General features: G+C 45.8%; 20 protein-coding genes and 1 riboswitch. Of the genes, 15 read left to right on the plus strand and 5 right to left on the minus strand.

Features of this window, described 5'->3' with window-relative positions:
- The first annotated feature begins 92 nt into the window (after positions 1–92).
- Entirely contained in the window at positions 93–1049 is a 957-nt protein-coding gene (locus tag AB4Z17_RS07010; RefSeq protein WP_076267183.1) for a sugar-binding transcriptional regulator, read from the plus strand.
- 77 nt (positions 1050–1126) lie between these two features.
- On the opposite strand, the gene AB4Z17_RS07015 is transcribed toward AB4Z17_RS07010, so the two are convergent.
- Positions 1127–1972 (minus strand): bifunctional 5,10-methylenetetrahydrofolate dehydrogenase/5,10-methenyltetrahydrofolate cyclohydrolase, encoded by an 846-nt coding sequence (locus AB4Z17_RS07015; RefSeq protein ID WP_441958932.1) that lies wholly within the window; start codon positions 1970–1972, stop codon positions 1127–1129.
- Between the two features lie 65 nt (positions 1973–2037).
- Positions 2038–2116: riboswitch (ZMP/ZTP riboswitch) on the minus strand.
- Positions 2117–2298: 182 nt separating this feature from the next.
- Here AB4Z17_RS07015 and AB4Z17_RS07020 point away from each other — a divergent pair.
- From AB4Z17_RS07020 to AB4Z17_RS07035, 4 genes are all read left to right on the plus strand, one after another.
- A complete protein-coding gene (locus AB4Z17_RS07020) occupies positions 2299–4023 on the plus strand; it encodes an ABC transporter ATP-binding protein (RefSeq protein WP_441912857.1) in 1725 nt (574 codons plus the stop codon).
- A 3-nt stretch (positions 4024–4026) separates the two neighbouring features.
- On the plus strand, positions 4027–5766 hold the full coding sequence (locus tag AB4Z17_RS07025) for an ABC transporter ATP-binding protein (protein WP_441958933.1): 1740 nt from the start codon (positions 4027–4029) through the stop codon (positions 5764–5766).
- A gap of 72 nt (positions 5767–5838) precedes the next feature.
- The gene (locus tag AB4Z17_RS07030; RefSeq protein ID WP_076267180.1) at positions 5839–6117 is read left to right on the plus strand and encodes a hypothetical protein; all 279 of its coding nucleotides are present in this window, start codon (positions 5839–5841) and stop codon (positions 6115–6117) included.
- Between the two features lie 254 nt (positions 6118–6371).
- Positions 6372–7238, plus strand: coding sequence for a YitT family protein (locus tag AB4Z17_RS07035; protein ID WP_441912859.1), 867 nt, complete (start codon positions 6372–6374; stop codon positions 7236–7238).
- Between the two features lie 57 nt (positions 7239–7295).
- Here the strand turns inward: AB4Z17_RS07035 and AB4Z17_RS07040 are convergent, their stop codons facing one another.
- From AB4Z17_RS07040 to AB4Z17_RS07050, 3 genes are all read right to left on the minus strand, one after another.
- Entirely contained in the window at positions 7296–8498 is a 1203-nt protein-coding gene (locus tag AB4Z17_RS07040) for an SLC45 family MFS transporter (RefSeq protein WP_441958934.1), read from the minus strand.
- Between the two features lie 5 nt (positions 8499–8503).
- A complete protein-coding gene (locus AB4Z17_RS07045) occupies positions 8504–9241 on the minus strand; it encodes a glycerophosphodiester phosphodiesterase (RefSeq protein ID WP_441912878.1) in 738 nt (245 codons plus the stop codon).
- Positions 9242–9352: 111 nt separating this feature from the next.
- Positions 9353–10297 (minus strand): hypothetical protein, encoded by a 945-nt coding sequence (locus tag AB4Z17_RS07050; protein ID WP_441912861.1) that lies wholly within the window; start codon positions 10295–10297, stop codon positions 9353–9355.
- Positions 10298–10481: 184 nt separating this feature from the next.
- Between AB4Z17_RS07050 and AB4Z17_RS07055 the strand changes: the two genes are divergently transcribed.
- Together AB4Z17_RS07055 and AB4Z17_RS07060 are read left to right on the plus strand one after the other, a co-directional pair.
- Positions 10482–10835: a metal-sensitive transcriptional regulator gene (locus AB4Z17_RS07055; protein ID WP_441882687.1), complete on the plus strand. Its 354-nt coding sequence runs from the start codon at positions 10482–10484 to the stop codon at positions 10833–10835.
- A gap of 23 nt (positions 10836–10858) precedes the next feature.
- Entirely contained in the window at positions 10859–11059 is a 201-nt protein-coding gene (locus AB4Z17_RS07060; protein ID WP_441912879.1) for a copper ion binding protein, read from the plus strand.
- An 87-nt stretch (positions 11060–11146) separates the two neighbouring features.
- Here the strand turns inward: AB4Z17_RS07060 and AB4Z17_RS07065 are convergent, their stop codons facing one another.
- Positions 11147–11644 carry a DinB family protein gene (locus tag AB4Z17_RS07065; protein ID WP_441958936.1) on the minus strand — a complete coding sequence of 166 codons (498 nt, stop codon included), beginning with the start codon at positions 11642–11644 and terminating at the stop codon, positions 11147–11149.
- A gap of 189 nt (positions 11645–11833) precedes the next feature.
- Here AB4Z17_RS07065 and AB4Z17_RS07070 point away from each other — a divergent pair, with 189 nt between their 5' ends.
- From AB4Z17_RS07070 to AB4Z17_RS07105, 8 genes are all read left to right on the plus strand, one after another.
- The gene (locus tag AB4Z17_RS07070) at positions 11834–12772 is read left to right on the plus strand and encodes a hypothetical protein (protein ID WP_441958938.1); all 939 of its coding nucleotides are present in this window, start codon (positions 11834–11836) and stop codon (positions 12770–12772) included.
- Positions 12773–13424: 652 nt separating this feature from the next.
- On the plus strand, positions 13425–14846 hold the full coding sequence (locus AB4Z17_RS07075) for an ABC transporter substrate-binding protein (RefSeq protein WP_441912865.1): 1422 nt from the start codon (positions 13425–13427) through the stop codon (positions 14844–14846).
- 54 nt (positions 14847–14900) lie between these two features.
- Positions 14901–18011: an extracellular solute-binding protein gene (locus AB4Z17_RS07080; RefSeq protein WP_441958940.1), complete on the plus strand. Its 3111-nt coding sequence runs from the start codon at positions 14901–14903 to the stop codon at positions 18009–18011.
- A gap of 2 nt (positions 18012–18013) precedes the next feature.
- A complete protein-coding gene (locus AB4Z17_RS07085; RefSeq protein WP_076267399.1) occupies positions 18014–18973 on the plus strand; it encodes a carbohydrate ABC transporter permease in 960 nt (319 codons plus the stop codon).
- A gap of 6 nt (positions 18974–18979) precedes the next feature.
- Positions 18980–19840: a carbohydrate ABC transporter permease gene (locus AB4Z17_RS07090; RefSeq protein ID WP_256710834.1), complete on the plus strand. Its 861-nt coding sequence runs from the start codon at positions 18980–18982 to the stop codon at positions 19838–19840.
- Between the two features lie 13 nt (positions 19841–19853).
- Positions 19854–21353: a hypothetical protein gene (locus tag AB4Z17_RS07095; protein WP_441958942.1), complete on the plus strand. Its 1500-nt coding sequence runs from the start codon at positions 19854–19856 to the stop codon at positions 21351–21353.
- Positions 21337–21954 carry a YIP1 family protein gene (locus tag AB4Z17_RS07100; protein WP_076267169.1) on the plus strand — a complete coding sequence of 206 codons (618 nt, stop codon included), beginning with the start codon at positions 21337–21339 and terminating at the stop codon, positions 21952–21954. The genes AB4Z17_RS07095 and AB4Z17_RS07100 overlap by 17 nt, the downstream gene beginning before the upstream one ends.
- A 9-nt stretch (positions 21955–21963) precedes the next feature.
- Positions 21964–24312: a DUF5696 domain-containing protein gene (locus tag AB4Z17_RS07105; protein ID WP_441958944.1), complete on the plus strand. Its 2349-nt coding sequence runs from the start codon at positions 21964–21966 to the stop codon at positions 24310–24312.

Raw genomic sequence — 24312 nt, forward strand, 5'->3', positions numbered from 1 at the left:
AGAAGGCGACACTTCATTTGAAACCTATGTTAAATTAGAGGGAGTAGATACCGTTTGCATTTCTAGACATAAATAGAAAGAGTGAAACTTGGATGGCTGATGATCGACTGGATGATAAGCTTAGCAAAATGATTGATGTAGCAAGGCTGTATTATGAACTGGATTATAATCAGGAAGAAATCGCCCAGAAGCTGGGGGTATCGCGCCCTACGATATCAAGATTTTTACAGCAGGCGAAGGATGAGGGGTACGTTCAAATAAAAATCGTACACCCGAACGAAAACAATTTTGTTCTGGCGAATCGTTTGGAAGCGAAGTTTGGGCTGAAAAAAGCGGTTATCGTTTCTGTGCCGCAGTATGAGGACAGCATCGTAAAAAGGTATATTGGCGAAGCGGCAGCGAACTATTTATACGATACGGTAAAAGATGGCGATATCATTGCGACAACGTGGGGAACGACGCTCTTTCAAATGGCTTCTCAGCTTAAGGATAAGCCGGTTCGCGACGTTAAGGTCGTGCAGCTCAACGGCGGGGTTAGCCATTCAGAGACCAATACATACGCTTATGAAATTGTTCATTTATTCGGCAAGGCTTTCCATACGATACCTTACTTTATTCCGCTGCCGGCGCTTGTTGACCATGAGGTTGTGAAGCGGACGATTGAATCGGATCGCCATATCCGCAATATTTTGGAGCTAGGGAAGCTCTCTAATATTGCCGTTGTAACCGTGGGAGCCCCTACGGATGATTCTGTATTAATTAGAGCCAATTATTTCACAGATTCCGATCTGGAAATTATTCGCGAGAAGGCAGCTGGCGATATATGCTCACGCTATATCGATATTACAGGCAATATTTGTTCAACACTCATGAACCAGCGCACGATTGGCATCAGTCTCGATGAACTGAAGCGCAAGGATCAGTCAATACTTGTGGCAGGCGGAGCGAAGAAGGTAGATGGCATTTATGGCGCGCTGCGCGGCGGCTACACGAATGTACTCATTACCGATCAGTTTACAGCGAGGTATCTATTAGAACGGGATGTGTAGACGTCCTATAGAACGAACGAGGGGATCTTAGCTGCAAGGCAGCTAATAAGATCCCCTCGTTTTTCTTCCTATCTCTCTTAATGAAGTGCAAATCGCTCAGCGGAGTCAACCGTATGCTTCAGAAGCGTGGCGATCGTAACAGGACCTACGCCTGCTGGCACAGGAGTGATCGCACTTGCTTTTGCTAGGCATGCCTCGTAGTCAACGTCCCCAATATTCCCTTTATTGTACCCTGCATCAAGTACTACAGCGCCATCGCGAATCCATTCGCCTTGAATGAAGCTTGGTTTGCCTACTGCAGCAACGACGATATCGGCAAGACGCAATAGCTCCGCTAAATTTTCCGTTTTGGAATGACAGGTTGTTACGGTTGCATTGCGGTTCAGCAGCATCTGAGAAACGGGTTTGCCTAGAATCGGGCTTCGTCCAACGACGACGGCATGTTTGCCTTCAACCTTGATGTTATAGTAATCAAGAATAGCCATAATAGCAGCAGGGGTACATGACGGATACTGGGCATAACCAAATGCATTTTGAGCAAAACCTAGCGCGGTTACACCATCAACATCCTTATGGATACTAATCGCTTCAAAGGCAGCACGCTCATCAATTTGATGCGGTACGGGGTGCTGCAAGAGGATGCCGTGAATAAGCGGGTCAGCATTAAGCTGCAAAATAACGTCAATCAAATCATCCGTTGAAATGCTTTTGTTCAAATGAATACGTTTGGAATCAATGCCAAGCCGCTTGCATGCATTGCCTTTCATTCGAACATAGGTTTCAGACGCAGGGTCATCGCCCACCAGTATCGTCGCTAAGCATGGAATGATTCCCCGCTTGCTTAGAGCCTCCACTCTTGCTTTCAGCTGCTCTTTGATTGCATCGGCCACAATGGCTCCATCCAAAATCAGTTTCTCCGTCATCTTCTACCTCAGCCCCTTATAAATAGATGTTAAAAAAACATAAAAAGGCAAGGGGTATGTCCCCTTACCTTTGCCCAGGCGTACGGCTAATGATCTGTGCGCTTCCTCATGGCTATCCATGTTCCGCCAGTTACGCACAGCTTTTTATTGGTATTTTGATTTTAACAGGTGGAAAGTTCAAAAGCGAGCCATCAACGTTATTTTATGATTATTTAGGTGTAGAAACAAGAGAATGGGTGCTATAATTACTATACCAAGAGGGAGCGGGTCGCGCTGCCCTCTTTATTTGCAGTTTGCGCAAAATGATGGGAGATTGAGGTGGTTAGTTGTTAAAGCTCACTAGATTTTTGAGGAAATATTGGCTGAGCGCTGTGCTGGCACCGTTGTTTATGCTGCTAGAGGTGTTCATGGATTTGCTGCAGCCGCGGTTCATGGCGAGCATTGTGAATGAGGGCATTATAGCAGGTGATCTCACAGCAATCGCGAGCACCGCTCCCAAAATGCTGATCGCCGCATTAATCGGTCTAATAGCAGGTGTCGGCTGTACGGTGTTCTCGACGATAGCGTCGCAAAACTTTGGGGCTGATCTGAGGCAGGAGCTGTTTCAAAAAATCCAGTCGCTGTCGCTTCGATCGCTTGACCGTTTTGGTTCAGGCTCGATCGTGACGAGACTGACGGGCGATGTCACACAAATTCAGAACTTAGTATTGCTGCTGCTTCGCGTATTTGCACGAAGTTCATTCATTATTATCGGCAGTCTGGTCATGGCTTTTGTAATAAGCCCGCGCCTATCTATTATTTTGCTCGCAATGATACCCTTATTAGCTCTCTTCCTCATCATTACAACTCGGATTACCGTTCCTTTGTTTTCAATGATGCAGCACCGGCTCGATCAAGTGAATACCGTTATGCAAGAAAATTTGTCCGGTATCCGTGTTGTGAAAGCATTTGTACGGTCCGATTACGAGGAAGAACGTTTTAATGAAACAAACTCAAATCTACTGCATGCCAGTCTAAAAGCAGCTAAGATCGTTGCGCTTAATACGCCGCTTGTGTCGATCATTCTTAATTTTAGCATTGTAGCTGCATTATGGTATGGGGGAATGCTTTCTGAGCACGGGGCGCTGTCAGTGGGCAGTCTCGCCGCCTTTTTAACTTATATTACACAGCTTCTCTTTTCTACTCTAGGACTTGGAAATCAATTGATTGCAATCTCTCGGGCCAAGGCTTCTGCTGACCGAATTAACGAGATATTGGAGGTGCCGGCAGATAAATGGACAGCTGAACGAAAAGCTAACGAGCAGTCCAAGAAAATACAGGCTGGCAGAATTACGTTTGACCATGTGAGCTTCAGCTATGAAGGCTCGGAGAAAAATATACTTCACGACATAGATCTGGATATAGAGCCGGGCGAGACGATTGGGATCGTAGGGGTGAACGGCTCAGGAAAATCAACGCTGGTCAGCCTCATTCCAAGGTTTTATGAAGCGACAGAGGGGATGATTCGCATTGATTCCCATCCAATTAACGAGATCGCTTCTGCAGAGCTGCATAGCCATATCGGTATGGTGCTTCAGCAGGCGCATCTGTTCAGTGGAACCATTCGTGACAATATCAGCTATGGCAAACCGGATGCGAGTCAGGATGAAATAGAGGCAGCAGCCAAGGCAGCTGAGGCTCATGCCTTCATTATGGAGCTGGAGAATGGCTACGATACGCTGCTTGGCCAGCGCGGGGTCAATCTGTCCGGCGGCCAAAAGCAGCGTTTGTCCATTGCCCGGACGCTGCTGCTGAAACCCAAAATTGTCATCCTTGATGATTGTACGAGCGCRGTTGATCTGAGAACGGATTTACTCATACGCAAATCATTGCAAGAGATTATGAAGAGCAGCACTTGTCTTATCATTGGCCAGCGAATTGCATCCGTACAGCAGGCAAATCGGATTATCGTGCTTGAGGATGGTCGAATTACAGCCATTGGCACGCATCAGGAGCTTCTTGAACAAAGCAAGCTATACCAGAAAATGGCCTTTTCCCAGCAAGGAGCTTGATAGATGAATCATACACTAACGGCATTAAGAAGAATTGGAACTTATTTGCTTCATGGCCGCGCTAGATTGCTGGCGGTTATTGCACTAACGATAGTTGCCGCAGGGCTTACGCTCGCCGGTCCATATTTTTTGGGCAAAGCTTTGGATGATTATATTGTAGCGAAGCGATACGATGGGCTGCTTTCTATTTGTTTGCTAATGTTTGGCCTATACGCGGCTGGCAGCTTAGTCAGCTGGCTTCAAGCTATTTATTTAGCTGATGTATCACAGCGGACCGTATGGAGCCTTCGCAAGGAATTATTTAATCATTTGCAAAAGCTGCCTATTCCGTTTTTTGCAAGTAAAAATCACGGAGAGCTCATGAGCCGCACGACAAATGACATCGACAACGTTACGAATACGCTGAATCAAAGCTTAATTCAAATTATATCGAGCGTTATCATGCTCATAGGCTCGTTCGCGATGATGCTTTTCTTAAACGTGTGGCTCACGCTTGTAGCACTTATCGTTATTCCGGTCATTGTTATAGTTACCAAACGAATTGCGAAGATAACCCAGCGTCAGTTCAAAGGACAACAGCAGGAGCTTGGCGGGCTTAACGGCTTTATCGAGGAGACGGTATCGGGACAGAAGGTCGTAGCCCTGTTTCATCAAGAAGAGCGAATGGCTGAGCAGTTCAGCGCCGCTAATGCCAAGCTGAAGAAAGTCGGAACAAAAGCCCAAATTTATTCGGGTACGATGGGTCCATTTATGAATATGTTTGGTCATATCAGCTATTTGATCATTGCAGGTGTCGGCGGCTGGCTGGCAATTCATGACCATGCAACAGTTGGGGTCATCATAAGCTTTCTTGGTTATTCAAAGCAATTCTCCGGTCCTCTGAATGAGGTTGCCAATCAATATAACATGATTCAGTCGGGGGTAGCAGGCGCGGAGCGGGTATTTGAGATGATGGATATTCCATCAGAATATGATGAACCCGAGTCTGTGAAAGAGATGGAATCGATTGGCGGCAAGGTAGAGTTTCGCGATGTGCGGTTTGAATATAATGACGGAACCGCAGCGCTTAATAACATCTCCTTTATTGCGAAGCCGGGAGAGACCGTTGCGCTAGTGGGTCCAACTGGAGCGGGCAAGACTACGATCATTAATCTGATTGGGCGATTCTATGAGATCAAGGACGGTCAAATACTGATTGATGACGAAGACATTTGCACGATAGACAAAAACAGCTTGCGCAAACAGCTAGGAATCGTGCTGCAGGATGCCCATTTGTTCTCAGGTACGATTCGTGAGAATATCCGCTACGGCAAGCTGGATGCTACCGATGAAGAGGTGGAAGCGGCTGCAGTTCAAGCGAATGCGAATAGCTTCATCACGAAGCTGCCGCTAGGCTATGAGACCGAATTGACAGCGGAAGGCGGGAACATAAGCCACGGGCAGCGCCAGCTTATCACGATTGCTCGTGCCATTCTTGGAGACCCTGCGCTGCTTATACTCGATGAAGCAACGAGCAGTGTAGATACGCTGGCTGAGCTCCAAATTCAAGAAGCGATGAAGAAGCTGCTTAGCGGCAGAACGAGCTTCGTTATTGCTCATCGTCTCAGCACGATACGAAATGCGGATACCATTTTATTTATTAAAGATGGTGAAATCGCGGAGCGCGGTACACATGACGAGCTTCTCGCCAAAAAAGGGTTGTATGATCAACTGCATGGCAGTCAATTTTTACAACAAGTATAGACGTACTGTCTCATAAAGGTTATATGAATGTGGTACAATGAGACGAGCGATACAATTAGGAGATGACTAACGATGACAGAACAACTGAACGAGCAAGAACTTTTGCAGTATATAGCAAACGAAACAAACGCGGATGAGAAGCTGATTAAGCTTGTATTAAAGCATGAGCAAGCGTTCATCGGCAGCGCGAAGGAAGATAAAAATGGCGAGGTAGATATCGACGGCGACGAGCTCGTAGATTATGTACTGAGCCGTCCTGATGTAAAGTCCAATGAGCTGGTTGTGGAATCAATCTTGGACGCAGAAATGGATTATTTGATGGACAAAGGCCTTGCAGGTTACGTAGACTAATTTGTGAGCATAAAGGTAAGTTTATGAGGAACTGCTTCCAAGCGCATGTTGGCTGAGGCAGTTCTTCTTTTGTTGAAAAGCTTATAATATTTTTGTAAACACTAGCTGAAAATAGATGTTTTGCACGGTTATTGCGACGGAATAAGGACAGGATAGTACAGCATATGTTCTAAACGAGGTACATGCGTTTTTGAAAAAAATGCTTTTTTATGCTAAAGTTATAGGATGAAATCGGGAAAACGGAGGATGGGCAGTTGGCAAAAACGCATAAAGGGTTATCATCTTTAGAAATTTTTAAGCGATTTATTTTTATTACGATTGGTTCGATTTTAATGGGCGTCGCACTCGAATTGTTCCTCGTTCCGAATAATGTAATCGATGGTGGCATTGCCGGCATATCGATTATGTTGGCGCACCTCACCTCGCTTCCACTCGGCGTGTTCTTGTTCGCAGTGAACGTACCATTCCTAATTCTTGGTTACAAACAAATTGGGAAAACGTTTGCGATCTCGACCCTTTATGGCATTATCGTCATGTCGGTCACGACATCATTGCTCCATCACGTTGAAGCATTTACAGAAGAAAAACTGCTCGCTGTATTGTTCGGTGGTCTTATTCTCGGTGCAGGTGTGGGTCTTGCGATACGTTTTGGCGGGTCGCTGGACGGCGTAGAAATTGTATCGATCCTGATTTCGAAGAAAATGCGTATGCCAGTTGGACAAATTATCATGATTTTTAACGTTATCATTTTTGTAATTGCGGGTTTTGTGTTTGAATGGGATTCAGCCATGTACTCGATGTTTACATATTATATAGCGATTAAATTAATTGATATCGTTGTGGAAGGTCTCGATGAGTCGAAATCGGTAACGATTATTTCCTCTGAATATGATGAAGTATCGCAAGCGATTATTGACCGTTTAGGCCGTACAACGACTTTGATCCAAGCGCGCGGCGGCTATTCGAAGGATGAAACGCAAATGATCTATTGCGTCGTATCCCGTCTTGAGCTTGCGAAGCTCAAAGCTATCGTGCAATCCATCGATGAGAATGCCTTTATTGCTATCGAGCATGTATCCGACGTCATGGGCGGCGGATTCAGCAAAGGCAGCATCCACTAAGGTATAACAATAAAATCCGGCTGCGGCGTCAGAAGACGCGCAGCCGGATTTTTTATATTATAGGCTTGATGGAATAGCTGAATCACTCACAGGCCTAGCGAGACCTTTGTCTTTTACACATAGCAGGAACAAGAGCGCAATAACCATGCCTCCTGATGAGAAGTAGAACAGTACGGAATATCCAAGCAGATCAATCAAGCCGCCCATGAGCGGCGGTGAAGCGATAGCAGCAAGTGAAGAGATTAAGTAATAGATGCCTGTCCGTGTACCGATGCTTTGCTCTTTGCCGAGAGAAACGATAAACGGATAGGAATTGATATTGATCATCGCCCAGCAGATGCCTCCGACAATAAGCAAGGTACGAAGCGGGAGCAGCGCGTCCGCCAAGGAGATTGCTGCAAAAATAACGATGAGGCCAATAACCCCTGACGTGATAATAAGCTTTTTGCCGAAGCGGTTGCCAAGCAGTCCGCTTGGAATGGCGGCTGCTACAAAAGCGAGTGAGAAGAAGGCGAGCGAGAATGATGATTGGCCTTCGGTCAGCTGTAAGTGCTTTGTGCCGTACAGAGTAAAGAAGGCTTCAACGCCTTGATAGGAAAGAAACCAAAAGAAAATTGCGCCAAGCAAAAAGATCGTAGGACGGTTCCATTGTTCTTTGAACGATATTTTTGTTTTCTCCTCAGCAGGCGAATAAGAGAGTGCATCACGTTTTTCTTTTATGTTATTCAAGAGAATGACTAAACAAATGAGCGTTAAAATGGATGCAACTAGAAAAGGGAGAGAGTGATGTTTCTCATATAGAAACGAGCCTCCTGCGAAAGCGATAATGGAGCCGATGCCGCCCATGAAGTTAATAATGCCATTTGCTTTTGTACGCTTGCTGTCATGAGTGATGTCGGGCATAAGCGCGACGGTCGGGGAGCGGTACAAGCTCATCGACAGATTCATAAGCACCATAAACAATACGAGCGTGAGCAAGCTTGTGTGCCAAGGGATGAGCGCACCGAACAAGGCTGCAAGCGGMATGCCGATGAGCAAATAGGGCATTCTTCGGCCAAGGCGCGTGTTTGTGCGATCACTGCGGCTTCCAATCCATGGCTGCAAAAAAAGAGCAAAGTAATTATCGATCGTCATCATGAATCCAATCAGCGCTGTACTCGTCAAAAACTTATCGAGAAAAAAGGGGACGAATGCGTTGTAAAGCGCCCATGTAATGCTGATGCTAAAAAAACCGAACCCGAGCAGCCATGTTTTTTTCATACCGCTTATGCCCCTCTCCTTAACAGCACCTCAGCCAATCGATCAGGATAATCCGTAATGATTCCGTCTACACCTGCGTTAAGGAGTCGCTCCATCTCTTCCGCATCATTAACCGTAAACGGATGGTAGGCAATGCCATGTGCAGCGGCGGAAGCTGTCCATTCTGGCGTTACAGCGTATTTGAAAGGATGCAGTGCATCAGCCTGAAGCGTCGCAGCATATTCCCAAGGACGATAAAGCCCTTCCATATATAGAACACCGGTACGAATTTCAGGCGCCAGCTGCTTGCAGAGCAAGAGCGAATAATGATTGAAGCTGGATAAGATGATGCGATCAGCCATTCCAAAGGCACGAACTATGTCAATTACCTTTTGCTCCAAACCTGGATACTGGATGATACCGTTTTTAAGCTCGATATTTAAAATGATATCCGAATGACGGAGAAGCTCAAGAAGCTGCTCTAAAAGTGGAACTCGTTCGGCTTGGAAGGCGGGGTCAAACCAGCTGCCGGCATCGAGTGACATAAGCTCCTCGTATGCTGTATCTTTTACAAGCCTGTTCAAGCCGGTTGTCCGCATTAGTGATTCATCATGAATGATAACGATTTGATCGTCCTTCGTTAGTTGAACATCAATTTCGATGCCAGTAGCACCTAGCTCAATGGCTTTCTTGAATGCAGCGAGCGTGTTTTCGGGACAATAGCCGCTTGCTCCGCGATGGGCGAAATTAATAATAGTTTTAATAACGATTCATCCTTTCTGCACAATAGAGTCTATTACTAACTATATAGAAGTAATATTATGGCTGTGTCAAACACGAAAAAAAAGTGGGCTCCGGAATGATTCCAATAAGAGTTAAGCGAAGCGGTAATACAGGAGGAGGTAGGTAGCTAGTACGAAAATAAAATTAAGCGGAACAAACACCATTTGCGTGAACGTCGTGCGATAAACGGAGAGCGGTTTCTTATAGATGCAAGCGCCTTCGATAATAAACAAAAGCAGTACGATGTGAATCATAAAATGACCAATCAGCTCTTTCATGCCAAAAAGCATCGTTGCGGAGATGAAAATGAAGGTTAGCACCACAGACAACATTCGGTTTAAAATACCGATTACGAGTAAATAACCGACCACAAACTCAATAAAACCAGCCATGACGATAAATAGTGAGTTGTCAAAACCAAACGTGGGTACGTGATGTTTAATAATAATGTCCTCTGCCATTGTCGGGTAAATCCATTTCTCTACGGCGACCCAGCAAAGCGATAAGCCTGTTCCCAAATAGAGAAGGGGGAATCCCCATTCAGATAGTTTGGTTTTCTCGAGCAGCAGGGCGCCGATAATGGCCAAATAAAAACCATAATCAAGCATATGAAATATTCCTGCTTCAATGCCTGTTTCAATGAACAGAAAGAGCAGCACAAGCGCACCAATTTTTGTTGCATAATGCCGCGGAATAAGCAGTAATATGATTGCAGCCCACATTAGGATCGTATGCCAGCCGTCTGTAAGCTTAAATTCCAGTGCGAAGCGTGTTCCGGAAGCTGCTTGAATGAGAAGAGCAGCAGCTGTGCCGTACTTTAGGATGGGTAAGGAATATCGCCGGAGCTTAACGAGCTGGCGATCCACCTTTGTAGACAAATTTGAGCTCGACAACTCAGGAAGGAACTTGGTTAGCACGGCGAGCAAAACGGTGACGATGATTGCCAGCTTCATGAAAAAAGGAGAAAGAATGGCGGCAAGCGGCTGCTTCTCCGCGATGATGTCTGTAAACCATTTGACATGTGCATAATAATCCATTAACTGATATTCCTCCGATTCGATGTGGTTTAGGATGAACACGAGGATGATCGTAGCATAATAGAGAAAAGAATAAAAGTGTAATATAAGGGATAAATTTACATTATTAAAAAGTTTGTTTACATACCCCTAAGGGGTATGATATTATAAATTTATCAAGTAATACCCCATGGAGGTATGCGAAATGGACAATGAAGCAATAATCGATGGGAGTCATGAGCATTCCCATCCACCGGATGACTGCTGCGACCCAAATGGTCCGCGGAAGAGTCATCACTCCTCACAAATGAAGGACAATTTAACAAAGCGCTTGAACCGAATTGAAGGACAAATTAGAGGCATTAAGGCGATGATAGAGAAGGATACGTATTGTGATGACGTGCTTAATCAGATTGCCGCAGCACAATCCGCTCTGAACAGTGTCGGCAAGCTGCTGCTTGAAGGACATATGCGAAGCTGCGTAATTGAACGTATTCAAGCAGGCGAAAGTGAAGTTATCGATGAATTGCTAATAACCGTTAACAAACTAATGAAATAATAGACGGAGAGGGGATTTTAATGATGGCAAACGCAGTATTGAAGGTAGAGGGCATGACATGCGGTCATTGTGTCAGTTCGGTTGAGAAGGCCGTTGCAAATGTAGGAGCGGTAGGCAAGGTAGATTTGGCAAACAAGAAAGTAACTGTCGATTTCGATGATTCGAAGGTTACGATAGAGGCAGTAAAAGCAGCGATCGAGGATCAAGGCTACGACATCGTATAAAATAAAGCAGGTAGGGGCTGAATGCAGCCCCTCTTTTTTTTGGTTCTGATTTCGTTTATTATGAAGGCAATAAATGTAATGTTTATATTAAAGAAGTGCTTTTAAATCTTTAATTTGCTCTGTATGCCGCTGCTCGTGCAAATATAGCAGTTCGATCCATTGATCTAATGGCAAGTTGCCAAACCTCGGGTGATTCACTGCTATTTCCTCCACAATAGATTTATCCTCAATCTTAACAAGAACATCCATTAATTTAATTCTTGATTCGCTTAATAATTGAATGATCTGTGATACTTGAAATGGTCCTGAATCAGGTTCTGAAATTTGGGGAGCTTGATACTTCACCGACTTATCCAACACAATTTCAATAGGCTGACGTTCGGCTTTGGATAAAATCTTTTGCTTAAGCCCGAATAAAATGGCCTTCCTAAACAAATTTTCCGTTTTCAATAAATGATGGCAAACCTGAGCTATACTCCACATTGAAGCTTCAAATGTGCGATTGAATTCATCGTCATCTAGGCATGATATTTCATTTAACAATTTCTCTCTAGTTGTAGATAAATACTCATTAAAATCATCCATCTGATCCTCTCCTTAAGCGGATGGTAATATCTACTATAATCATATAACAAGGTACTATGACTTGGTACTATTTATTACAATATTCTAAGCACTGGGATAACGCATACTATCGTCCGTTAGCAGGATTGAGGCTGAGGTCGATGGGCAATAATGGATGAGATTAGATTTTAACGCATGAGGTGAATGGTTATGAATAAATCGGCTTTGCATACAAAGAAGTATCGGAAGCGGACAGTAACTGCGGGAATCATAATTCTTTGCTTGCTTGGAGCGGGCTGCGGAAGCCCGGCAGGGAGTGACCATTCCCAGCATGCTGTGAGCAATGTTGCTGTCACTGATGAGCATCGTGGTCATACGGCTAATGCACAAGGCGATGAAATGGAACATGATTCTTCGGAAAATCATAGCGGCCACAACGACTTAGAGCAAATGTCAGCGGCCGATATTAAGCTGGAATGGCGCTATTCGCCGGTGCGTCCTGATCCTGGGAAAGAAACAAATATCGAGCTGTTTCTTTATGATCATGCGGGAAAGGCGATTGAAAAATATGATGTCAATCATGAGAAGCTCATGCATCTCATTCTCGTAAGCGAGGATTTGAAGGACTTCATGCATATTCATCCGGAGTATAAAGGAAAAGGTAAGTTCGAGGCAGCTGCATCCTTTAACAAGAGTGGAATGTATAAGCTGTACGCAGATTTTATTCCGACAGGTTCTCCGCAGATGACGGTCACGTCCCTTCTACAGGTGTCAGGAGAAAAGCAAGCTCAGGAGCCGCTGAAGAAGGATAAAAACCTAACAAAGACCGTTGATGGTATTGCTGTTTCCTTGAATATTTCCTCATTCAAAGCCGATCAAGAGACAGATTTGATATTCACGTTAAGCGACGAAAAAACGAAAGAACCGATTAGTGATTTACAGCCTTACTTAGGGGCTATCGGACATGTTGTTATTTTGAGCGAGGATAGGAGCCGTTACCTGCATGTCCATCCGAATGATGACAACAGAAATGGGCCGACCGCTGAATTCTCGACTCGTTTCCCTGAACCGGGTTTATATAAAATGTGGGGGCAATTTCAGCGTGGAGGAAAAACGTTTATTGTTCCGTTTACGATTGAAGCAGAGTAAAGAAATGATCAACATTAAATATTTATATAAATGCTAATCACTCAGAAATGGGTGATTTTTTTGTGCTTAAACATGAAAAACGAGGCAATCCAGCGGGTGTTAAGCAGATTGTAAATAAAAATGTGATTCAGCATTGGAAATAGTTGAACGAAAATTTTGCTTGAATCGAATTTTAGTACTTGAAAACGTAAAAATACGTGTTAAACTAAATCATGTAACATAATCATTAATCAATTAACATAATGGTTATTTCTCATGGAGGTGAAGCTTGAGCTGAATATGTTTACGTATGTTTTAATGCAATAATGTAGGTTCGCGCTATGCGGTTAATAAATTAACTAGAATATAAGCAAACTGGGCTGTTAAGTCAAGAGCTGCTTATGTTTGATTCAAAACAGAAGCCGAGCAGTGAGAGCAAGCAGGAGTTGTTTAAGCTTTACAATGCTGATAACTAGAGGGAGTCATAGCAGCAAGAGAAACAAAAGATAGAAATCGTTTTTGATGCCTGCGAAAAAAATGTTTCTGATTAACAAATATGTTAAACACTGTTTACTCAGCTATGAACCATAATCAAGCAAGGCATTAATGACTATATCGTTTAAGGGTTAAAATGTAAACGCTTTATTCAAAATTACGAAGGAGGCTTTTTTAGATGAAAAAGTTAACAAGCACTTTCATTTTTATGTTGGCTCTTATTATGCTCGTAACGGCGTGCTCCAGCGGTGCAGGTAAAAACACCGTTAATAATGGTAAAGAAAATACGCCTGCGAATACGGAAGGCAATAAGGAAGCGTCTACAAATGAGCCGGCCGCTAATAATTCTGAGCCTGATGGCGGGGCTGCCAAGTCCTCCATTGATCCGTCGATTGCAGGTGAAGTAACGTTCTGGACGTTCCTTGACAACAAAGAGAAGGATGCTGCGCTTCAAAAGGCGTTTAATGAAGTTTATCCGAATATCAAGCTGAAAACGATTTTTGTACCTTTCGGAGATTTGCATGATAAGCTGCAAACGACTTTGGCAGCTGGCAAAGGAGCACCGGATGTAGCACTTGTTGAGCAAGGCCAATTTACACGCTATAGCACAGGAAATGTGCTGGAGGATTTGCTTCAACCGCAATATGATGCTGGCAAATATCAAAGCCTAGTATCGGAGTATAACTGGAACCGCTGGTCGTCCATTGACGGCAGCAAATTGCTAGGTATGCCGTGGGATGTTACACCTGCTGTAACTTACTACCGTGCAGACATCTTTGAAGAGCTGGGCTTGCCATCTGATCCAGCCGAGCTTGGCGAATACATTCAAGATCCAGACAACTTCTTCACATTAGCTCAAACGTTGAAAGCAAACGGTAAGTATTCCATGGAATGGCGTGATTCACCGGTTCACTGGTTAGGCGATTCACTTGGATACTACGACAGCGAAATGAACTGGGTTCGCAACACGGATGAGTTCGTAAAATTCCTCGATATTTCAAAACAAGTAAACCAATTGAAAATTGCTCCGCATGACGGCATCTACAGTGATAAAGGCAAGCAGCGCGTGAAAAAAGGCGAGTCCCCGATGTACGTAGCGGGAACTTACGGCGCACGTGATCTAGAAATCAACTTCCCGGATCAAAAAGGCAAATGGAAAGCTACAACAATGCCTTTTGGACTTAACGTTGGTATGGGCGGATCGACATTCGTCATTCCTTCACAAAGCAGCAATAAAGATGCAGCATGGGCATTCGTAGAATTTATTACAACGTCCGAAGCAGCTTGGAAACTATGGATTGAACAATCGGTTCAACCGGATTACAAGCATATTACAAGCCAAGAATGGTACCTGTCACATACAAATCCTTACCTCGGCGACCAAGAGGATTACAAGTTCTACAATGAGCTTGCCAGCCTCATTCCAATTAGACGTTTTACTCGTCTTGACGGTTTAGCATGGCCTTTATGGGTTGAAGGTGTATTAGCCGCACTTGATAAAAACGTTGATTCAAAAACAGCCATTCAGCAAACGCAAGAAAACATTGAGAACAAGCTGAAGGCCGAAAAGGAAAAACTGATTAAAGAGCTCGCCCAATAATTTTGCTTTCTTTATCAGAAAACCGAATCATCCTTCATTGAAGGATGATTCGGCATGATAACACAACGATACGTTTTAACATTTATCGCGAAACGATTGCTGCGCCGCCTTAAAATGACGCAAGCCGTTTACGCTAGTATGGCAAGGGGGTGCTCCTTGGTGATTCATTGGCTAAGCAAGTATAAGGTAACATTGGTTGTCATTGCCGCATTAGTCTGCTTCTTTTTATGGTGGAATAATTCAAGAGGCTACAACGATGATGCGATGGCTGGAATTGCGCTGGATGCTGGAATCGATCAATCGTCAATTTTGGAAGGTGAAGACGCCAGCAGCAAGCTGGAGCCGTCTTTTAATAAATATGCAGACAGCTGGAGTGAACAAGGAGCGTCAGATACGACGGATTTCAGCATCACGCTGTCTTCTACAGATTATGAGGGAATCAGCGAGTCAGGAACACAAATCGTTTCGGGCTTAGGTGACCAGTCAGGTCAAGCCTTGGCTCTTATAGATGAGGACAGCTGGGCGGATTATTCCTTTGAAGTGCCGCAGGATGGCTATTATCAAATGGGAATGAGCTATTACGCGATGGAGGGCAAGCGCTCATCCGTCGTTCGCAGCTTACAAATTGACGGAAAATATCCGTTTTTCCAAGCGAAGAAGCTGGAATTCCAAAGGATGTGGAAGGAAGCCGGAAAAACATGGTTTGACAATCAGAATAATGAATTCAATCCGCGCAGGGAAGAGACATTCGGTTGGCAATACCGGGAGTTCCGTGATGCAGAAGGCAAAACGTACGAGCCGTTTCGTTTCTATCTGACAAAGGGCAAGCATACGCTGCGCCTTCAGGCGGTTAGGGAGCCTGCGGCAATTGGGAAAATTGACATTTACTCGCCGGTAAAGGTACCAACTTACGCCGAGGTTGCCAGCACATACGAACAGAAGGGCTACAAGAAAACGGCAGGGCAGCTTATTAAGGCACAGGCCGAGCTGTCGACCTTAAAATCCGATCCGACGCTGAAGCGCATCGAGGATCGCGAGCCGTTAACAGAACCATTCAAAAAAGATTCTATTGTACTTAACACGTTTGGCGGCGCTAGCTGGCGAACGGGCGGACAGTGGGCGGAATGGGAAATTGAGGTGCCTGAAAGCGGACTGTACGAAATCGGAGCACGTTATGGGCAATGGTTTCTTAACGGAATGCCAACACAGCGGACGGTAACGATTGATGGCAAGCTGCCATTTAAAGAAATGAATGAAATTTCTTTTCCTTATAAGGCTGAGTTCCAAGTTGCTAAGTTTGGCGGCGACAGCGAGAGCAATGAGCCCTATCTCTATTATCTAGAAAAGGGCAAGCATACGATTCGAATGGAGGTTCAGGTTGGTGCGCTCGGGCGTATGCTCGAGACGGTTACAGATACGACACGCAAAATGTCACTGCTCGGCCGTGAGGTTATTCAAGTTACGGGTACGAACCCCGATCCGAATGGCGACTGGCGCTTGGAGCAAAATATCGCGAACCTCGTACCGCGCCTGCAGCTTATGGCCAAGAGCTTCGATGATACGATCAAAGGTCTTTATGAGCTGGGCGTTGACAAGGGCAGCTCTGAAGTAAGTCCGCTTTACGAAGCGCGCGACGTGCTGCTCAGCATGTCTAACGATACAACCTCCATTCCAGGACGCATGCTGCAATTCAATGATTTGCAGGCATCGCTTGGGACATGGGTGAATGGGCTGAGCAAGCAGAGCTTGCTGCTTGATTATCTCATCATTAAATCGCCAGATACGGCATGGCCGAAGCCTGATGCAGGCTGGCTGGCTAGAACGGGTACGATGATTTACGACTTTACGAGCTCGTTCACGAAAAACTACGGCGGTATCGGCAACGTGTATGAAGACGAGAAGGTGCTGGACGTTTGGGTAGCGAGAGGGCGCGACTGGGTCGACATTATTAAGCAAATGATTGATGAGGATTTCACCACAGAAACAGGCATCAAAGTAAATGTCAACGTGATTCCGGCTCAGCAGATGCAGGTGCTCTTGCTGGCAAGCACGGCGGGTTTAGCGCCAGATGTTGCGCTTGGCGTAGAGGGTGAAATTCCAATTGATTATGCTGTGCGCAATGGATTGGTCAACTTGGAGGAATACGACGATTACGATGAAGTGGCCGCTCGATTCAGGCCAGGTGCACTTATTCCTTACAAATATAATAACGGCAGCTACGCGTTGCCAGAAAATCAAAATTTCAACATGCTGTTCTATCGCAAAGATATTATGCAGCAGCTGGGCATCTCCGAGTCTGAAATTCCAGACACTTGGCAGGAGGTTATGGATCTTATTCCGATCCTGCAGCAAAACGGAATGGACTTTTTCTACCCGCATGCTCCGAATAATCCGGCGCTTGCTATTAATGAGTTTGCGCCGTTCCTGTTCCAGCAAAACAGCGAGTTTTACCGTGAAGACGGTAAATATTCGAACCTTGATTCGCCAGAGGCGATGAAGGCATTCAAGCTTTGGACAGGATTGTTCACGAACTTTAAAATTTCGAAGCAAGCCGATTTCTATAACCGTTTCCGTTCCGGCGAAATGCCAATCGGGGTGGCGGACTATTCCACTTACGTGCTGCTATCTACTGCAGCGCCGGAGCTTACAGGCTGGTGGGGCATGAAGCCGATGCCGGGCATCGAGCAGGAGGACGGGCAAATTAACCGTTCAACCGGCGGCCTCGCGCAAACGGGCATGATTTTCAAAGATACCGACATGAAAGAACAATCATGGGAATTTCTGAAGTGGTGGACGAGTGCAGATACGCAGGAAAGATTCGGATCTGAGCTTGAAGCGCTGCTTGGCGTAGAAGCAAGATGGAATACCGCTAATATCGAGGCGCTGAAGCGGATGCCTTGGCAATCCTCTGATATTAACGCGATTCTCGAGCAGTGGGAATGGTTCAAGGAGCGCGAGGTTGTCATTGGCGGTTACTATACGACCAGACATATCGCGAATATTTGGAACCAAATCGTATTGAACGGCAAAATACCGCGTGAAGCGGTGGAGGAAGGCGTTAAGGAAATCGATAAGGAATTGCGCAAGAAGCGCGAGGAATTTGGTTTAAATGATGCGCCTGCATCTTCCAGTCAAGCAACTTCCAAAGGAGGCGACAGCCCGTGAAAATGAACACAGATTCAGCGGCAACCGTGGTCACTCCGGCAGCGGAACGCCTCCGCAAACCGAGCAAATTGTCCTTGCTGTGGCATGAAATGAAGAGAAACAGGGTTTCCTACCTGTTTCTCGCTCCATTTCTTATCCTGTTCACCTTGTTTACGATCGTACCGGTCGTCACTTCGGTTGTACTCAGCTTTACATATTACAACATTCTGGAGGCGCCAAAGTTTATTGGTCTCTCCAATTACAAGCTGTTGTTTGTCGACGACGATATTTTTCTTAAGGCGATTGGCATTACGTTGAAATTTGCGTTCATTACAGGGCCGGTCGGCTATGTAATGGCGTTCTTGCTGGCTTGGCTCATTAGCCAAATTCCGCAAAAATACCGCTTCTTCTATACGCTTTGTTATTACACGCCGTCCATTACGAGCGCTACGGCGATGTCGGTCGTATGGCTCTACCTGTTTGCGGGCGACCGCAAAGGCTTGCTTAACTATTTTGCATCGAAGCTGGGCATTATCGACGAGCCTTATCTATTTTTGCAAAACATTAATTCGATTGTACCCGTGATCATCATTGTCTCGCTATGGATGTCGATGGGGGTAGGGTTCTTGGCTTTCCTAGCCGGCCTTCAGAACGTACCGAAGGATCTTTATGAGGCTGGGGAAATCGACGGAATTAAGTATAGATGGCAGCAGCTCATTTATATTACAGTTCCATCCGTAAAGCCGCAATTGCTGTTCGGCGCAGTGCTTCAGGTTGTTAGCTCACTGACCGTGTTTGATGTGAGCGTGCAGCTCGTCGGATTGCCGAGTCCGCTTTATGCAGGCCATACGATTTTGACACATTTATTCGATTATGCCTTTATCAAGTTTGAGATGGGTTACGCTGCGGCGATCGCGGTTGTGCTGTTCGTCATGATGATCGGACTAAACCGTCTCATATTCAAATGGCTAGGAAAGGACTGAACCGATATGACTGGCGCAGTGAAAGGCAGGAAGGATTGGGGAGGGTTTTTCCTTTATCTATTTCTAACGTTGTTCGGTCTCTTGATGCTTGCCCCTCTGGTTTATATGGTATCTACAGCCTTTAAACCAACAAGCGAGCTGTTCCTGTTTCCACCGCGATTTTTCGTGAACAATCCGACATTAGTCAATTTTCGCGATCTATTGCTCATAACGGGAACGACAAGCGTTCCGTTCTCCAGGTTTATTTTTAACAGCTTGCTGATCAGCTCCTGTATTGTTGGCTTTGGCATTCTCGTATCGGCCATGGCAGCGTATCCGCTGGCGAAGCACAATATGCCGTTTCGCAGCGCTATTTTCAACATGGTCGTGCTTGCTATTATGTTCTCGCCGATGGTCGTGCAAATTCCGCAATATTTGCTCATTAGCAAAATCGGTTTGATCAATACGTATTGGGCGATGATTTTGCCGTATTTGGCGGCTCCGATAGGGATGTTTCTCATGACGCAGTTTTTGCGCCAAATCCCGGATGCCTTGCTGGAGGCAGCACGCATGGACGGCGCATCCGAGTGGAAGGTGTTCTGGGTTGTCGTCATGCCGATGCTGAAGCCAGCCATCGCGACCTTTGCATTATTCAGCTTCATATCAGCCTGGAATGATCCATACCCAGCAATGGTTTATACGACCGATCAGGATATGAAGTCGCTGCCGCTGGCCATCCAGACGTTAAGCGGTGGATACGGCGTGGTTGCGCGTGTCGGCACGCTTGCCGCGGCAAGTTTATTGATGATTGTGCCGACGATAATCGTCTTTATCGTAACGCAGCGCTTAGTGCTGCAAACGATGGCGCATTCAGGTCTGAAAGAGTAGGAGGACAACCKGGATGAAGCAGGCTACGATATTCCGATTCGTTGTCAGTACAGCTATCGCTTTACTGATGCTAGTTACAGCTCTACCTGTTCAAACGTTCGCCGCCTCTCCTTATGAAGGGTATACGAGAAATAAGCTGGGTCAAGATGTTCACTCGATCAACGGGTACATGTATGAGAGCTCAATTGACGGTTATAACCTATCATCTGGACCATTTAGCTCGCCAGAAGATATTTTCCTTGCTGACGATGGAACGATCTATATCGTAGATACAGGAAATAGCCGGGTCGTCCATTTGGATGTGAAGCATGAGGTGCTGAACATTATCGGCGACGAAGAAGGCGACGGCAAGCTGAACGAGCCAAAAGGCGTTTACGTGAAGCAGGATGGAACCATCTATGTAGCGGATACCAAAAACCAACGAATCGCTATTTTTGATAAAAACGGGAAATTCCAGAAGCAGTTCGGCAAGCCTGAAAGTCCGCTGCTTGGAGCAACTTTCTCGTATTCTCCATCAAAGCTGCTCGTGGATAAGCGGAATTACATGTTTGTCGTGAGTGACGGAAACACACAGGGCCTCATTCAAATTGATCCAAATGGGCAATTTAAAGGGTTTTATGGTGCGAATCATGTAGGCTTCAGCTGGAGCAGATTGTTTGTTAAGCTCGTTGCAACGGAGGAGCAGAAGGCAAAATTGTCGGTCGTTAAGCCGCTCGAGTTCTCCAATGCGGTGCAGGATGAGGAAGGTTTCGTCTACACGTCCACACTTGGAACAGAAATGAACCAATTGAAGCGTTTATCGCCTGTGGGTGTGGATACGCTCAATATTGTTCCTAAAAGGTACGGTGGACGTTTTGATGCTGGCCCTTTCGAAGTACCGTCGTTTCTTGATCTTGCTGTAGATAAGGACGGTGTTATCACCRCACTTGACCTTCAGTCCAGCAAAGTTTATCAGTACGATAAGCTCGGAAATTTCTTGTTCGTGTTCGGAGGGCTCGGCGATCAGAACGGCTTGTTTATCACGCCATCAAGCCTTGATCAGTCAGCAGACGGCACGGTGTATGTGGTCGATAAAGGACGCAATCGCATCGATTTGTTCCGTACAACGCCATTTGCAGATCTGGTGCATGACGCATCGCGGTTATTCGTTGATGGACGATACAAAGAGTCGGAGGGAATGTGGAACGAGGTTTTGCATTTGAATGCAAACTTTGATCTAGCCTATCTCGCAATCGGCAAGTCTCTCTATAAAGCGGAAAATTATAAGGGAGCTATGGAGTATTTTGAGCTGGCAAGATCGCGTTATGATTACTCGGTCGCTTTCAAGGAATATCGAAAGGAATATATTAGAGAGCATTTTGCATGGATATGTTTAGCCATTATCGTGTTAATCGTGCTTTTGCGCTACATCATACCTTTTGTTTGGCGCAGAGCTTCTGCGATGCTGAAAGACCGCAAGTCGGCTAAAGTGGTTCAGGTGAAGGGAGGAGTGCCTTATGATCGCAACGTTTAAAATGATGCGGCAGGTGCTCGTGCACCCGATCGATTTTTACCACGATATTCAGGAGCCGGGCCGCATTAAATGGGGGCAAGCGTTATTCATCGTCGCACTGGCTTATATCGCGAGAATGGTTGCCATTCTAATTACGGGGTATGCGTTCGAGACGAGAGAAACGTATGAGATCTCGTTTGTGCATGAGCTGATATGGATCGTTGTGCCATGGGTAACGTGGACGATATCGAACTGGGGCGTCAGTGCGATTCTTGAAGGGGAAGGGAAATTTAAGGAAGTGTTTGTTGGCAGTGCATTTGCGCTGGTTCCTTATGCGATCTTTATTATCCCAATCACGCTGCTAACCAATATTTTGGCGCTGGACGAAAGCTCTATTTATTCGTTTTTAATCAATCTTACTCTTTACTGGGTAGGATGGCTGCTCTTGCTAAAGGTAAGAATCGTTCATGATTTTGAGCTTGGCAAAATGATCTGGATTACGGTGCTGAGCATCGTCGGCATATTAATTATTTGGTTTATTGGCATTCTGATGTTTGGCTTAATCAATCAACTCCTTAACTTTATAATCGACATGTTCAAAGAAATAAACTTCCGAAGGTAGGTGGACGAGATGAGGAAACAACGAAAATGGCTTATTATCGTGGCATTGCTGCTCGTTGTCAGCATATTCCCTCACTTCGGGAGCGTGGAAGGCGAAACCCGTGTTCAAGCGGAGGAAGACGCGGGCAAGAGTGCAACTGCGACTGCGACGGAGACGACCACGGATGAAGATGCCGCAGCGGCTTCGGAGGCTCCAGTAGAAGAGTCTGCTGCAGAGACAACGGAACCTGATGACCAAGGCGAAGTGAAGCTGTATCCTGTATCTGCTACGAAGCAGATTGCGGAGAATGACAGCTACAAGATGTACATCGACGATAAAACAGGCAATGTTCGCCTCGTTGACAAGCGAACCAAGAAAGAATGGCTGGGGACGCCGCAGCTTCCTAGAACGACGATGCCTAATAATAAGAAGTTTATGGATGCGGCCGTTCATGTGAAGTATACAGAAGGCTCGGATACTGTACAAACATACTTAGCAAAGGAAAAGGAAAACAAGCTGAAGATCGAGACGATTGATGGCGGGGCGAAAGTAACCTTCCAATTCGTGAAGGAAAAGCTGGAGTTTGCGCTTGAATATCGTTTAAATGAGAAAGGCTTCGAGCTGTCGATTCCGGAAGCATCCATTAAGGAAGCGGGCAAAGCAAAGTTTGTAAGTATTGAGCCGCTGCCATTCTGGAACGCTGCTGCGGATACGGAGGAAGGAGCGATTTTCCTGCCGGACGGCTCCGGCGCGCTTATGAAATACAGCGCGAAGCATCCGCAGTATTTTGCGGGCTACTCCGAAATGATCTATGGCGCCGACCCGGCTTACGTTACGCAATCACATACGGATATTGATCAAATGTGGCGGCAAAAGCTTGCTCCAAAAGAAATGGTTGCGCTGCCGGTATTCGGCAATTACCGCGACGATGTAGGTTCGCTCGGTATCGTAACGAAGGGTCAATACGATGCGAAGATTAATGGAACGCCGTCAGGCATCCGCGCGATCTCCTATTACCGGACGTCGGCGGAATTCGTGTACCGCTGGAGCGATGTTATTTTCATCGGGACATCGGGTGAAATCCCATTTTTCCAAGGCAACTGGATCAAAGGCGATCGGCAGCTGCGTTACGTACTGCTTCAAGACAAGGAAGCTGATTATGTAGGAATGGCACAGGCATATGGCAAATTTCTGAAAGAGGAGCAAGGAGTTAAGCCTTTGGAGCAAACGGCAGTTCCCTTTAAGGTGAAGCTGCTTGGCGGTATTTTGCGTGATGAGGTGCTTGGCAATACGTTCATTTCGATGACGACATTCGATCAAGCGCGAGAAATTATTGATGCTTTTCAGAAAAAAGGAATCGCGAATTTAGAGCTTACGTTTTCCGGATGGTCTGATGATGGTCTATATGGCGATCAGCCGGATCACTTTCCAGTGGAGAAGAAGCTGGGCGGAGCAAAGGATTTGAAGGATCTTGCCGCCTATGCCGCTAATAAAGGGGTTTCGCTTTATTTGGAAGCAAACTATGCTCGCGCAATCGCGGATAGCGACGGCATGAAGAAGTCAAAGGACGCCATTCGCGGCATGGATCGTGAAGTTGCGCCAAGTACGGACTATTATATTGGAAGCAGATGGAATGACGACAGCAGACTTTATTATTGGATGAAGCCAGAGCGTGTCATCAGCAAACATTTGAACAAAGAGCTGAAGGATTATTCGAAGCTTGGCATCTCTGGTGTCCATCTTAGCTTTTGGGGAAATACATTGTACTCCGATATCGATTCGAAGTCGCTGACAACGCGCGGCGAGACAGCATCAGCTTGGGTGAAAGCAACGGATGCCATTCGGGAGACTACTGGCGGAGCGTCAGTCGATTATGGATTTGCTTATATGCTTGGACATATTGATGGGATTAGCGGTGCACCGCTTGATTCCAGCCATTTTATTTACAATGACGAGACGGTTCCTTTCTATCAGATTGCGGTACGCGGGCTGGTGCCTTACTCGGCTAATCCGATCAATTTGCGAAATGATGCCCAGAACGAGCTGCTTCGGATGGTAGAGTATGGTGCGCTGCCTAGTCTAGAGCTGACTTATGAGCCTACAACGAAGCTTCAAAGAACGCTGGAGGATCGGTTATGGAGCTCCGAGTATAGGACATGGATTGATGATGCAGTTCAGCAATATAACGAGCTTGAGTCTATTTACAAAGCGATAGCTAATCAGACGATTGCTGATCATGAGAAGCTGAGCAATAACGTATATCAAACAACGTATGCGAATGGAACAAAGGTTATTGTCAATTATGGCAGTGCTTCAGCGACGGTTGACGGCTTATCCATTCCTGCGGCAGGATATCTCATGCGAAACGGAGGGAAATGA

This window comes from Paenibacillus sp. TAF43_2, from assembly GCF_052113545.1.
Taxonomy (GTDB): Bacteria; Bacillota; Bacilli; order Paenibacillales; family Paenibacillaceae; genus Pristimantibacillus.